The 12,558-nt window shown below is 39.6% G+C and carries 14 protein-coding genes; 8 read left to right on the forward strand and 6 right to left on the reverse strand.

What is annotated here, in order from left to right; genetic code table 11:
• The first annotated feature begins 87 nt into the window (after positions 1-87).
• Positions 88-390, forward strand: coding sequence for a helix-turn-helix domain-containing protein (locus LKE01_RS06110; protein WP_054769171.1), 303 nt, complete (start codon positions 88-90; stop codon positions 388-390).
• A gap of 187 nt (positions 391-577) precedes the next feature.
• On the opposite strand, the gene LKE01_RS12385 is transcribed toward LKE01_RS06110, so the two are convergent.
• Both LKE01_RS12385 and LKE01_RS06120 read right to left on the reverse strand, forming a co-directional pair.
• On the reverse strand, positions 578-925 hold the full coding sequence (locus tag LKE01_RS12385; RefSeq protein ID WP_056981272.1) for a type II toxin-antitoxin system RelE/ParE family toxin: 348 nt from the start codon (positions 923-925) through the stop codon (positions 578-580).
• Positions 922-1,188 (reverse strand): type II toxin-antitoxin system prevent-host-death family antitoxin, encoded by a 267-nt coding sequence (locus LKE01_RS06120; RefSeq protein WP_054769170.1) that lies wholly within the window; start codon positions 1,186-1,188, stop codon positions 922-924. The genes LKE01_RS12385 and LKE01_RS06120 overlap by 4 nt, the downstream gene beginning before the upstream one ends.
• A gap of 170 nt (positions 1,189-1,358) precedes the next feature.
• Between LKE01_RS06120 and LKE01_RS06125 the strand changes: the two genes are divergently transcribed.
• From LKE01_RS06125 to LKE01_RS06140, 4 genes are all read left to right on the forward strand, one after another.
• A complete protein-coding gene (locus LKE01_RS06125) occupies positions 1,359-2,405 on the forward strand; it encodes an LLM class flavin-dependent oxidoreductase (protein ID WP_056981322.1) in 1,047 nt (348 codons plus the stop codon).
• Positions 2,406-2,407: 2 nt separating this feature from the next.
• Positions 2,408-3,088: an NADPH-dependent F420 reductase gene (locus LKE01_RS06130; RefSeq protein WP_054769169.1), complete on the forward strand. Its 681-nt coding sequence runs from the start codon at positions 2,408-2,410 to the stop codon at positions 3,086-3,088.
• A 258-nt stretch (positions 3,089-3,346) separates the two neighbouring features.
• A complete protein-coding gene (locus tag LKE01_RS06135; RefSeq protein ID WP_056981273.1) occupies positions 3,347-4,585 on the forward strand; it encodes an MFS transporter in 1,239 nt (412 codons plus the stop codon).
• Positions 4,586-5,026: 441 nt separating this feature from the next.
• A complete protein-coding gene (locus LKE01_RS06140) occupies positions 5,027-5,332 on the forward strand; it encodes a hypothetical protein (RefSeq protein ID WP_054769167.1) in 306 nt (101 codons plus the stop codon).
• 88 nt (positions 5,333-5,420) lie between these two features.
• On the opposite strand, the gene LKE01_RS06145 is transcribed toward LKE01_RS06140, so the two are convergent.
• The 3 genes from LKE01_RS06145 to LKE01_RS06155 all read right to left on the reverse strand — a co-directional run bounded on the left by LKE01_RS06145 (position 5,421) and on the right by LKE01_RS06155 (position 7,948).
• Positions 5,421-6,191, reverse strand: coding sequence for a DUF2705 family protein (locus LKE01_RS06145; RefSeq protein WP_082619692.1), 771 nt, complete (start codon positions 6,189-6,191; stop codon positions 5,421-5,423).
• A gap of 63 nt (positions 6,192-6,254) precedes the next feature.
• Complete coding sequence (locus tag LKE01_RS06150; protein WP_082619694.1) at positions 6,255-7,025, reverse strand: ABC transporter permease; 771 nt, start codon at positions 7,023-7,025, stop codon at positions 6,255-6,257.
• Positions 7,025-7,948: an ABC transporter ATP-binding protein gene (locus tag LKE01_RS06155; protein WP_056981276.1), complete on the reverse strand. Its 924-nt coding sequence runs from the start codon at positions 7,946-7,948 to the stop codon at positions 7,025-7,027. Before LKE01_RS06155 ends, LKE01_RS06150 begins: the two co-directional genes overlap by 1 nt.
• Positions 7,949-8,096: 148 nt before the next feature.
• Here LKE01_RS06155 and LKE01_RS06160 point away from each other — a divergent pair, with 148 nt between their 5' ends.
• Genes LKE01_RS06160 through LKE01_RS06170 form a run of 3 tightly spaced genes read left to right on the forward strand, consistent with a single transcriptional unit; the run spans position 8,097 to position 10,197 of the window.
• A complete protein-coding gene (locus LKE01_RS06160; protein ID WP_056981278.1) occupies positions 8,097-8,777 on the forward strand; it encodes a response regulator transcription factor in 681 nt (226 codons plus the stop codon).
• 14 nt (positions 8,778-8,791) lie between these two features.
• Positions 8,792-9,688: a sensor histidine kinase gene (locus LKE01_RS06165; RefSeq protein WP_056981280.1), complete on the forward strand. Its 897-nt coding sequence runs from the start codon at positions 8,792-8,794 to the stop codon at positions 9,686-9,688.
• A gap of 59 nt (positions 9,689-9,747) precedes the next feature.
• Complete coding sequence (locus LKE01_RS06170; RefSeq protein WP_054769164.1) at positions 9,748-10,197, forward strand: HIT family protein; 450 nt, start codon at positions 9,748-9,750, stop codon at positions 10,195-10,197.
• Between the two features lie 671 nt (positions 10,198-10,868).
• On the opposite strand, the gene gnd is transcribed toward LKE01_RS06170, so the two are convergent.
• The gene (gene gnd, locus LKE01_RS06175) at positions 10,869-12,302 is read right to left on the reverse strand and encodes an NADP-dependent phosphogluconate dehydrogenase (RefSeq protein ID WP_056981281.1); all 1,434 of its coding nucleotides are present in this window, start codon (positions 12,300-12,302) and stop codon (positions 10,869-10,871) included.
• Between the last annotated feature and the right edge of the window lie 256 nt (positions 12,303-12,558).

A 12,558-nucleotide genomic window follows, 5' to 3' on the forward strand; every position in this document is an offset into this window, starting at 1 on the left:
GCCATGCAAAAAAAGATGAAGCAAATTTATCTGATGAGGATCGGAACCTGATCCATAAATACATTAAAAAGATGAGGAGGGGAAGTAATGGTTGATAAAGAACTACTTGAAAGTATTGAAGCGCTTAATAAATTTGATCATGGGGATGATTCTGACGTTGAAGTTCAGAAAGTTTCCTTGGAAGTTCCGAGGACTCGGCCGAGTGATATTAAAGAGCTCAGGAAAAGAGAAAATCTTACCCAACAGTCACTGGCTGCTTTCCTGGGAGTTTCAGTCCGGACAGTTCAGGGATGGGAGATTGGTAAAAGTAAGCCAAACGGATCTGCACGCCGACTGATTCAGTTGTTGGGGAAGAATCCTGATCTCATAAATGCAATTTATGTAAATTGATAAAATGGCTGCTCGGGAGCTGCAGGACGCGATTAAAGAAGCGATCGGGTAACTTTTCTGGTCAAATCTGAAAATTGGCAAAAGGCCGTCGGAAAACAAGTATATTCAGGTTAAACGCAATCAATCATGTAAGTTAAGAGTCACACAAAAATCTCTCAGCAGTTGCTGGGAGATTTTTGTAAATGCATCATTTTTTCGATTTATAATCAACCAGATATTTAGTCAATCGAACAGTAACATCTTGGCGGTTATCCAAAATGCGGAGGATATTAATTGATGATTTTTTATCGTCAATTTCATATAAAATTGAGTTTCTGGGAGTCCTAAGACAGTAAACCCCAGCTAAACTAATTTCTCCTATGATCCTTTCTATTGGTTTACCAGCCTTCGAAATTTTTTTCAAATTATCAAGTTGATTAAAAATGTTTGATAATATTTTGTCACTGACAGATCTGTCAAATTGATTATCCAGATACGTCGTTATTGATTTTAGATCATTTAGGGCATCATCATAAAGATTTAAAGAATACGTCATCGGTCCATGATTTCCTTTTCAACATCTTTTAGTGAATGCAAGGAGCCCTTGCGTGCGTGGTCAACAATCTGGATTAACTCATTAGCTACTTGTTCTTGTTCAAACTTTTCGAATTCATCAATATCAACAATTGCATACTTACCATAGCCATTTTTAGTTAGAATGACAGGATTGTCGGGCGTTACTTCCTCTAAAAGTTTATTATATGAACGCAGCTCAGAAATGGGCTTAATATTTTTAATGCCAAAATTTGGGGTTTTCATATTTCCACCTCCAGATGCAAGTATACCGGCAGTGCTGCAAATTTGCAACGGGAGATGATCGAGCCTCTTGAAGCAAAATCATCAGCCATTTTAGTTGCTTTTTACCGTCAATTACTATAGTCTGTTATCATACTTACAAAAGGTAAGCGACAGGAGGAAAAAGCATGAGCATGGTTGACGTAGATAAATTACAATTTGGACTGGAAACGTTTGGTGATATTGTTTCCGCTGAAGACGGTGAGCTTTTAACCGCCGGCCAATCAATTCGCCAAATCGTTAAAGAAGGCCAATTAGCCGACAAGTTGGGCGTTGATGTCTTCGGTGTCGGCGAACATCACCGTCCTGATTACAGTGTTTCAAGTCCGGAAATTGTTCTGGGCTCGATCGCATCGGTGACTGAACACATCAAGCTGGCCACAGCTGTTACTGTGTTGAGTTCCGATGATCCGGTTCGGGTATACGAACGGTTTGCCACTCTTGAGGGGTTATCCGAAGGCCGTGCACAAGTGATGCTTGGTCGTGGCTCGTTCACGGAATCCTTCCCGTTGTTTGGCTATGATTTAACCGACTATGATGATTTATTCAATGAAAAATTAGAGATGTACAGTCAACTGATCAAAGAAAAGCCGATCACTTGGCATGGTAAATTTACCCAATCCCTTAAAGATCAAGATGTTTATCCAAAGACGGATTATAACGGCATCGAAACTTATATCGGAATTGGCGGATCACCAGAATCGATTATCCGAACTGCCAGATATGGCTACAAGGTCATCTTGGCAATCATCGGTGGGCAGGCTGACCGCTTCGTACCGTACTTGAACTTATACAAAAAAGCAGCCGAAAAATATAATATGCCGGTTCAACCCGTTGCCGTTCACTCCCATGGTTTTATCGCCGATGATGAGGACGAAGCTGTTGAAGTTGCTTGGAAGAACATCAAGGCCAATTTTGACCGCATCGGGTTAACTCGAGGCTGGGCACCGATGAGCCGTGAGCAGTTCGATGGTGAAACTAAGGTGGGTTCCTTCTACGTTGGTAATCCGGAACACGTTGCTCAAAGAATGGCTCGGACTATCAATTTGATGAACTTGGGCCGCTTTGACCTTGTGTATGGTGCAGGAAACCAAACTGCCGCTCAACGTGAACGCATGATCGAATTATACGGAACCAAAGTGATTCCTCGTGTTAAAGAAATCTTGTCCGAGGAGGACTAATCATGACAGAAATTAAAAATGTCGGCATTCTGGGTGCCGGAAAAGTAGGCATTGTGTTAGCCCAGTTGGCATTAAAGGCCGGTTATCACGTCCGGATTTCCGGATCGGGATCGGTTGAAAAGATTGCCATGACCATTGAGACTCTGGTGCCGGGTGCAACTCCAGCTACTAACCAAGGCGTGGTCGCCAAGAGTGATTTGATTATTTTGGCAATTCCACTGAGTCGATACAAGAACATCAAGTCGAAGCTGCTTAAAGGCAAATTGGTTATCGACGCCATGAACTACTGGTGGGAAACTGACGGCATTCGAGAAGAAGTCTTGGATCCATCGTCAACCTCTAGTGAGCAGGTTCAAAAGTATTTCAATAAGAGCACAGTGGTCAAAACTTTTAACCACATGGGCTACCATAACCTTCAAGAAGAGGCCAAGCCGGCCGGTGCCGAGAATCGTAAGGCACTATTTGTGACTGGTGATGACAAAGCAGCCGTTGATCAAGTGGCTAAATTTGTGGATACCATGGGCTTTGACACCGTGGTTCACTATGATATCGCTGATGGCATTATGACTGAGCCTGGCAGTGAATTGTTTGGTGCCAGTTTGACCAAAGCTGATCTGCAGAATGTGATTAATCATTTTGATGAGACTGATTTTGGGAAGAAGATTCAGGCGGAAGAAAAATAGATTGATGAGATTTACAAATAATACTAGAAATTAAAATAACCTCCCAAAGTTAAAGCGAGTACTTTAACTTTGGGAGGTTTTCCTTTCTTGGACAATAATGTTCGACTGGGATGGTTATAGATGGCAGATTTTGGTAAAATATTCTCAATGTTGGTTCCAAAAACGTAAACGAGTTAGTGAATAACTCCGATGGAACTAAAAGCTAAAGGATTAGATGATGAAGCTGTAATTATGGAGCTTCAAGGAAGGAGGTAAGGGATGAAAGAAAAGATAATGAAACTCCTAATTAAATTCATCTTGCTCACATCGTTATACAATGCGGCATTAGGAGTTTGGGGTGGCACAATCTACTTATTTATGAAACACATTCACTATACATATGCGGATATTAATATTTTTTTGGCTATTTTTGGGGTTGTGACTTTTTTTGCTGAGTTACCATCTGGAATTTTGGCAGATAAATTTGGCAGAATCAATGTGTTCATTTCGAGCTGCGTAACCAGAAGTATTGGATTGTTCTTTCTTTTCTTTGATACTGGAAATGGCTGGTTTCTTTGCATAAGTGGAATTTTGACGGCATTGGGAGATTCTTTGTATTCAGGCACACTTGACTCATGGTTTGTTGACAAAGCGAAGGTTATTAATCCAAATTACCAAATTGATCATGCGTTTTCACTAACAACATCACTTTCGACGGCAGTATCCTTGCTTACCGGATTTGTTGGGGCGCAATTTCTTGCAAATATTAATTTAGGATACCCAATATTAGCTGGGGCAATTTTACTTCTATGCCCAATCCCGTTTGCTTGGGGAGAAAGAAAATTCGAACATCCAGCTCAACTAAAATCTCAAAACTTTAGGCATGCCTTTAAAGCTAAACTACCTAATCTAAAATCAATCAAGGATATCGTCAGAAACAATAAAACCTTTTTCTGCTATAGTCTCGCCTTTTTGCCAATAACGTTAATTTCCACCGGCCCATATAATCAATGGCAGTTATTCTTTCAGCAAGGCCTTAAAACTGTCCAAACTGGATGGATATTAGTGGGTGTTAACCTGTTGGGGATATTTGGTGCGTATATTGCGGGCTATCTTTTAAAAATTAAAAGACAGATTGTTCTGTTAACGTGGTTGACTATTGTCAATGCCGGAACAATTATATTTGCCGCAACTGTTGGGCTCAAAATATTAGCAATTATGTTGTTCTTGATTCATGTATTATTTACATCCTCTGACGAAGTTGTGAGATATACAATATTACACCAACAAATTAGTGGATCCAAAAGAACAACGCTAATTTCACTTAACAACACTTTGAATGCCGCAGCAACGTTGCTTGTACTTGGCATCAATGGTTGGTTGTCGGACGTTTATTCTATTGGGGTTGCCTGGACAATTACAGCAATCCTTGGCCTTTTGCTGACCACGATGGGATACTTAATCATTTCTCGTATATTTAAGCAAAAGATGGCGGCAACGGCTGCTGATGATGGTTAGTTTTAAAATCACTTGGTTTTTTACCTGAGTTTACTGATTACTTTGAACCTGATAAAATTGTTTATACACAAAGGAGCCAGCCGCTTTTCGGACTATATTGCCGAAAGGGGGGCCGACTTTGTTGGATACCGACATTTGTCTGTAAAATACGACGATTGGTGGTGACTGGCACTAAACGAAACAAGTTGACATATTAGGAGTTGAAGTTGGTGAACAAGAAAACATTAGTAAATATCTTTGTTATTGTGATGGGGCTGTGGCTACTTGGATCATATTTTATTGAGCACAGATGGTTGGAGCTATTTGGATTGTTGATCATAATCATTTATGTGCTGGTAGTTATTAATAAGCACAAATAACGTTTCAAATTTTCTGATTACATATTAGATATACAAATTGAACATTCTTCTGGTTGGTATAATTTGCAAAGGAGATAATAACTTGAAAATCACGCAAAAGTTCACCGATAACATCACAAACCAATTTGGTGGTAAAACTTTGGCAAGATTGCCACTTCTACTTGGCTTTGTTACTTTACTTTCTCTCGGTCTGTATTTTGTTGATTCTCTCCAACATGTTGCATCAATTATTTTGGATATTTCATTGTTTGGATGGGCTGATTTGGTAGCGATTGTCCTTACCAGAAGGGGTTGGAATGTCTACATAAGTGTTTTGTTGTCGGCCATTTTCTTGGTTTTGGTGGGTGTGTTGGTTTATTTTGCGTTAGGATTGCTTACGGGTAATTAGTTGAGGGATGACAGGCATACACGCCATTTTCTTTCATAACTTAAAAGGCAGTAACCGCTGACTTTGCGGTCACTGCCTTTCATCAATATTAAAGCTCTTTCTCTCTCATTGATACCAATGACAAGACAATGCAAACACCTAAGAGAACCCCGCAAGTTGCGATATATGGTTCAAACTCTGAGATTGACAAGTTTCCAAGACTTACTTCGTTGCTGGCACCAAAGAAATCAATATATTTTAACCATTTCCAATTTGCCAGCATTCGAACCGTTGTGACACCTATCGGAAATACCACAATGAATATTGAACTAATAACGATTGAATTTGTGACCACTAGTATTAGAATCCCCATACTAAAAACAATGCTAATGAAGAAAGTGATGGTAATATCTGTTAACACAGAAGTGCTCAATAAGTTTGGCAATGATGCACCGAGAGACCTGCCAAGAATTAAGCTCATAATGATAGTAGTAAGAAAGTATGCGGTAATGGAAATAAAGATCGTAATTAATAGCGTAATATATTTTGATAGGATAAAGCTTGATCTTGAAATTCCGGATATTAATGTGTTCTTATATGTTTGCTGGCTAAACTCATAACCGATAGTAATGATAAATAGTCCGATGACCATATACATAAGAAGGCTGGCAGAAATTGTTAATCCTCGTATGCCATCCAGAATCGTCCAATTCGATCGAGCTAGACGATCAAGAGATTCTTCATTGCCGTTAGCCATAATACCACCGACAGTTTTTGTTTTGGTGATGAGTGCACTATATACAATGACTAAACCTAAGGTTACATAGAAACCAACTGAGTGGATCAGGCGATAAGTATCTGCCCTTAATTGATTGATCATATTTACATCTTCATTCATATATTGGAGTACTTTATTTTGAAAATTTGTGTTCTGATAATAAGGCTATAATTCCTTTTCTTTAATTGTCACCAATGACAATCCAATGCAGACCACCAAGATGATCCCACAGGTCAAGATGTAAGGGCCAAAATGAGAGGCTGTCAAAGTACCAACGGCGACTTTATTACTGGCACCGAAGAAATCAATATATTTTAACCAGTTCCATTTTACAAAAACATGCAGCATTGAAACAGCTAATGGAAAAAGAACAATGAAGACTGAACTGATGACGATGGAATTTGTCAGCATTAAAACCAAAATGGCAATACTGAAAACAATACTGATAAAAAACGATACTGCCAGAGTGGTGACCAAAGAAATGTTGATTAAATGAGGCCATGAGGCTCCAAGCTTTCGACCGAGAATCATGCTGGTAGCCAACACCGTGAGAAAGTACATAAAGATATTAATAAAAATGGTAAAGAGAAGCATGACATATTTTGCCATGATGAACTTAAATCGAGAAATCCCAGATACCAAGGTATTTTTATAAGTTTTCTGACTGAATTCATACCCGATGATGATCACAAATAGGCTCATAATGACATACATTAGGGCACTTGATGACATTGTTAATCCCCGGATGCTGTCCAGAATGGTCCAATTTGAATTGGCTAGATGGGCCAGTAGACTCTGGTCAGCATTCACCATAATACCACCAATGGATTTGGATTCGGTGATCAAGACACTGTAGCTAATCACCAGGAGCAATGTGATATAAAAGCCAATTGAGTGGGTTATGCGGTATGTGTCTGCTCTTAATTGATTGATCATTATTTTTCACCTTCATCTGTTTTCTTCATTAGTTGAGTATAATATTGTTCTAATGAGCCTTCTTGCTTGGTCATTCCGTTTAATGCGACACCATTCATGATCAACAATTGACTCAGGTTTCCTGTATTGAGATGGTTATCCTTTACGAAAATACTGTGGTCGTTTTGAATTGAGAAAGGTTTGACGTTTGAGGAGTCCAGAACTTCTGAAGCCTTTGCTACGTCGTCAACATCCAGAAGAATTCCCGATTCCTTTTCCTTATCCAGTTCTTCTTTGGTGACTTCTTTGATAAACTTGCCATGATGAATGAAGCCAAACTTTGTGGATACTTGGTATAATTCGGTCAGGATATGGCTAGAAATTAAAATGGTGGTTTGCTGTTCGTGGTTCAATTTATATAGTAACTTCCGGATCTCGATAATTCCTGATGGATCCAAGCCATTAATTGGTTCGTCCAAAATCAAAAAGTCGGGATGGGGTAAAATTGCAAATGCTAATCCAAGCCGTTGTTTCTGACCTAATGATAAGTGTTTTGCTTTTGTTTTCCGCTTCTTACTTAATCCGACAAACTCGATTGTGTCGTCGATAGCAGTTTTTGACTGAATGCCATTTTGTTTGGCAATTACCTTTAGGTTTTGAATCACTGTTAAGCTGTTGAATGCTGCAGGTGATTCAATCATTGCCCCAGTTCGTTTAAGGGCTTGTTGATAGTTGGAAGTTGATTCACCAAATAATGAAATTGATCCTGTTCGCAGTGGCGATATTTTGGTGATTAATTTCATGATGGTCGTTTTACCGGCACCATTTTCTCCAATGAGCCCATAGATATCTCCTCTCTTAATTTGAAAAGACACTGAGTCTAGAGCTTGGAATCGGCCAAATTTTTTACTCACATGATTAAAATCCAGAACTGTTTCGGTCATGGGTTGTTCCTCCTTGGTTGACTTAACTTATGATTTAATCATAAACTGCATATATTAATTCCGGACATAACAAATCCTTAATTAATCCTTAATTGTGGTGCCCAGCTTTTAAGGTTAAAATTAATACTGAATAAAGGGGTGCGAAAATATGGCGAATGCAAAAATTCTGGTTGTGGAAGACCATCAAGATGTCCGTGACTTGTTAAGTGATGTCTTAGCTGCAGACTATCAGATAGTCAAGGCAGTTGATGGCGTTAGTGCTTTGGCAAAATTTAATACTGAAAATCCCGATCTAGTTATTTTGGACTTAATGTTGCCACAGGTTACCGGTGAGAGTGTCTTAAAAACGATTCGCAAGACTTCAAATGTACCTGTATTAGTATTAACTGCAATCCAGGACAAGCAAAAAGTCGTTTCCCTCTTAAAGGAGGGTGCCAATGACTATCTCACCAAACCATTTGATATCGATGAATTAATTGCCAGAGTTCAGGTTCAATTGCGCCAACGGGCTACTGAACAGCCTAAGCAGACCAATTTGACCTATGACAATATTTCCTTGGACACAACAATTCATCGTGTTTATGTGAACGGTCAGGAATTAAGTTTACCCAAAAAAGAATTTGCAATCCTTCAATTATTCTTGGGTCACCCTAAGCAGGTCTTTACCAAAGAGAATTTGTACGAAACCGTGTGGGGTGAGCCTTATATGAACGCGGAGAATACTTTAAACGTTCATATCAGCAACCTGCGGAACAAGGTTAATGATTTGGCGGGAACCGGTAACAAATATATTATTTCAATTTGGGGAATTGGTGTGCGCTTTGTTTAGTCAGGAGTGATGAGATGACGCTATTTTTGATGATAATATGTATAATCCTGATCGGCATCATCGGTCTGATGGTTGTGGAAATTCGGCGAATTAATCGGGAACTGAGGTATATTAATTCCCATGATACCAATGCAGAGGTGACAACCAATACCGGTTGGCCACTTTTCAGTAAACTGGCCCAAGCCGTTAACTATAGCCTTAATAAGACCAGAACTGCGCGTATCAAGCAGATTGACCAGGAAAAGCAAATTAAGCAAATGCTGACCAACCTCACTCATGATATCAGAACGCCATTAACTGTGGCAATTGGCTATATACAGTTGCTGGATAAACAACGACATGACGATCAAAACAAAAAGGAATATCAACGAATTGAGAACAATCTCATGGAAGTTAATTATTATCTGCATTATCTAATGGATTTTAATTTGCTTCAAGAGAAGAATTCACAGTTATCCATTTCAGAAGTGAATATTTCTGAAACCTTGGAGAAAGAATTATTTGATTACTATGATGACCTCACTGCCAAGGGGCTTCAGGTGGCAATTGATATCCGACCGAACGTCACGATTCGAACAGATAAAACCTTGCTGGAACGAGTCTTTCAGAACCTGATCAGTAACATCTTAAAATATGCTGATAAACAGGTGACTATTTCACTCCAGGAGAAGGATGAGAATCATTTTGAAATTGTTTTTAAGAATCAAACACCAGCCGTATTTAAATTGGATAGTAAATTAACGGACCGGTTTGTAACTGCTGATGCCAGCCGGACTAATCAGAGTGTTGGGTTAGGATTAGATATTGTTCGATCTTTAGTTACGACATTGGGTGGCAAGTTCAGTGTTAATTCTGAAGATGATCAATATGTTGCTGTGCTCACATTCAGATATAAAGAGTTGCAAAGTTAATGAAGATAAGAAAGTACAAGATTTGGCAGTGATCGGCTATAGCAGACAGGAGATAAAATATGCACAATTGGCGGGAAAATCGAATTGCATCAGCAATCAACGGAACTAATCCCATGGTAATGGCCGAACTTCCTGGCGGATTTGCAGTTTTTGGTGATACCCAGTTTTTACCTGGATATTCAGTATTGTTGCCCAAAAGGCAAGTGGCATCTTTAAATGATTTATCAATTGAGCAAAGAACGGTCTTTCTCCGTGACATGAGTATTTTGGGGGATGCCGTGCTTAAGGCCACTGGTGCTCTGCGAGTTAACTACGATATTTTAGGCAATACTGACAACTTTTTGCATGCCCATGTTTTTCCGAGATATCAGACAGAAGCACCTGAACGACTGAAAAAGCCCGTTTGGTTGTATAGTCCGGATTATTGGTATGATGATACATACGCGTACGATCCTCAGCGAGATGATGAATTGCGAAATAAGATAACCGACATTTTAAGCAACAAATAAATAGCCGGGATGAGCCGATTGTTGCAGGTTCACACATAAATAATGTGGAAACGCAAAAAAGCTGAAACAAAAGTTTAGACTTTTGGTCAGCCTCTTTAAAATATTCTATGGTTTTGAAAAATTCGGCTGCTTTTGAGGACAGCTCCAACCCATCTGATTCTTCCGCTTAACCGATAAAAGACCATAACCGCAAAATCAGCGATTATGGTCTTTTATCAATTAATGCTCAAAAATTGATTGGCATTTTTAATTATATTCCGGAACATGTTGCTTTTGAGGACAGCTCCGACGGCCGGCGGAACGCCTGCCTAGCCTACTTGGCGACAACCCTGTCCCCGGGTTTCGTCGCTCACTACTGTTCCTCATTCTCAAAACATATGGATTATAAGTTTGTCGCTTGACCATTTCCTAGCCGAAATGTGCCATTTAAGCCAGCTTTCTCCGCTTAACCGATAAAAGACCATAACCACAAAACCAGCGATTATGGTCTTTTATCAATTAATGCTCAAAAAATTGATTGGCATTTTTAGTTATATTCCGGAACATGCTGCTTTTGAGGACAGCTCCGACGGGCCTGACGCTAACTTCTAAGTCAAAACTGATTTAAATCCAAACCCGGGATTTTAATCAGTTCTGCCTTAGAAACCGCGTCACCCAGCCCTCGTCGCTCACTACTGTTCTTTATACCAAGTATAATGGAAGCTGCCTGGACGGTCGACACGTTCGTATGTGTGGGCACCGAAGTAGTCACGTTGTGCTTGCAACAAGTTTGCAGGAACAACTTCTGAACGATATGAATCGTAGTATGATACGGCGGCTGCCAATGATGGTACTGGTACACCGGCCTTTGTTGCCAATGCTACGACATCACGTGCTGATTCTTGATACTTCTTTGCAATATCAGTGAAGTATGGGTCAAGAAGCAGGTTTTGCAAATCTGGGTTCTTGTCGTAGGCGTCGGTAATGTTTTGAAGGAAGCGGGCACGAATAATGCATCCGGCTCTCCAAATCTTGGCCATTTCGCCTAACTTGATGTTCCACTTGTATTGTTGTGAAGCAGCTTTCAATTGGTCAAAGCCTTGAGCGTAACTCATAACTTTACCAAAGTAGAGGGCTTCACGAACCTTTTCAACAATTTCTTTCTTATCAAAGTCAACTTTGCCTTCTGGCTTAGGAAGAACCTTTGATGCTGCAACACGATCTTTCTTGAACATTGAAATGAATCGTGCGTAAACAGCTTCAGTAATAACTGATTGATCGATACCAACTTCAAGGGCATCTTGTGAGCTCCACTTACCAGTACCTTTGTTGGCACCACGGTCGAGGATCATATCAACGATTGGCTTGCTCTTGTCAGCACCAATATCATCTTTATGAGTCAAAATGTCAGCGGTAATTTCAATCAGGTAACTGTCAAGTTCACCTTTGTTCCAGTCTTTAAAGATGTCAGCTAATTCATCAACTGAGTAACCGGCAAGGTTTCTTAAAATGTTATAACTTTCGTCAATTAACTCTTCATCACCATATTCGATACCGTTGTGAACCATCTTGACATAGTGGCCGGCACCATTAGGCCCAATGTAGGTAACACATGGTTCGCCATCTGCAGGAGCCTTTGCGGCAATCTTCTTAAGAATTGGTTCTACTAAATCATATGCTTCTTTTTGGCCACCTGGCATCAATGATGGACCTTGTAAGGCACCAAGTTCACCACCGGAAACACCCATTCCGATAAAGTTGATTCCTGATTTATCAAGACGGGCATTCCGAGCCATTGTATCGTGGAAGTTTGTGTTACCACCATCAATAAGGACATCGCCCTTATCGAGAAGTGGAAGTAATTCATCAATGACGGCATCGGTTGGTTTTCCAGCCTTAACCATCAAAATAATTCGACGAGGTGTTTCAAGTGATTTAACAAAATCTTCGATCTTGTAACTTGGAACAAGTTTCTTGTCTCCATGATCCTTCATAACTTTTTCAGTCTTGGAGCCGGTTCTGTTGAAGATTCCAACAGTGTAACCGCGGCTTTCGATGTTAAGGGCTAAGTTCTTACCCATAACAGCCATACCAACAACACCAATGTTTGCCTTTTGTTCAGCCATTTCAAAACCATCCTTTTCTATATAAGAATTACTACACACTAAGTTTACCATCTCACAAATTAAAAGTGAAACAAAAACCTGTTAGAACAGCAAGGGGAATTTGTTGAATGAAAGATTGTGAAAATGAAAAGTCATTTTCGTGTGAACGCTTTCAGAATTCAAAATGACACCACCTTAACAAGTAAAGGGATTAAATCATTTTTCCAAAATCAAATTTTATACCTGCATTTTCAAATAAATGGTAAAAATTTTCATC

The organism is Lentilactobacillus kefiri (assembly GCF_007989105.1).
Taxonomy (GTDB): domain Bacteria; phylum Bacillota; class Bacilli; order Lactobacillales; family Lactobacillaceae; genus Lentilactobacillus; species Lentilactobacillus kefiri.

What these genes read in the sequence shown, in the direction of transcription:
- LKE01_RS06110 (WP_054769171.1), top strand. Translation starts at nt 88, where the DNA reads ATGGTTGATAAAGAACTACTTGAAAGTATTGAAGCGCTTAATAAATTT.
- LKE01_RS12385 (WP_056981272.1), bottom strand. Translation starts at nt 925, where the DNA reads ATGACGTATTCTTTAAATCTTTATGATGATGCCCTAAATGATCTAAAA.
- LKE01_RS06120 (WP_054769170.1), bottom strand. Translation starts at nt 1,188, where the DNA reads ATGAAAACCCCAAATTTTGGCATTAAAAATATTAAGCCCATTTCTGAG.
- LKE01_RS06125 (WP_056981322.1), top strand. Translation starts at nt 1,359, where the DNA reads ATGGTTGACGTAGATAAATTACAATTTGGACTGGAAACGTTTGGTGAT.
- LKE01_RS06130 (WP_054769169.1), top strand. Translation starts at nt 2,408, where the DNA reads ATGACAGAAATTAAAAATGTCGGCATTCTGGGTGCCGGAAAAGTAGGC.
- LKE01_RS06135 (WP_056981273.1), top strand. Translation starts at nt 3,347, where the DNA reads ATGAAAGAAAAGATAATGAAACTCCTAATTAAATTCATCTTGCTCACA.
- LKE01_RS06145 (WP_082619692.1), bottom strand. Translation starts at nt 6,191, where the DNA reads ATGATCAATCAATTAAGGGCAGATACTTATCGCCTGATCCACTCAGTT.
- LKE01_RS06150 (WP_082619694.1), bottom strand. Translation starts at nt 7,025, where the DNA reads ATGATCAATCAATTAAGAGCAGACACATACCGCATAACCCACTCAATT.
- LKE01_RS06155 (WP_056981276.1), bottom strand. Translation starts at nt 7,948, where the DNA reads ATGACCGAAACAGTTCTGGATTTTAATCATGTGAGTAAAAAATTTGGC.
- LKE01_RS06160 (WP_056981278.1), top strand. Translation starts at nt 8,097, where the DNA reads ATGGCGAATGCAAAAATTCTGGTTGTGGAAGACCATCAAGATGTCCGT.
- LKE01_RS06165 (WP_056981280.1), top strand. Translation starts at nt 8,792, where the DNA reads ATGACGCTATTTTTGATGATAATATGTATAATCCTGATCGGCATCATC.
- LKE01_RS06170 (WP_054769164.1), top strand. Translation starts at nt 9,748, where the DNA reads ATGCACAATTGGCGGGAAAATCGAATTGCATCAGCAATCAACGGAACT.
- gnd (WP_056981281.1), bottom strand. Translation starts at nt 12,302, where the DNA reads ATGGCTGAACAAAAGGCAAACATTGGTGTTGTTGGTATGGCTGTTATG.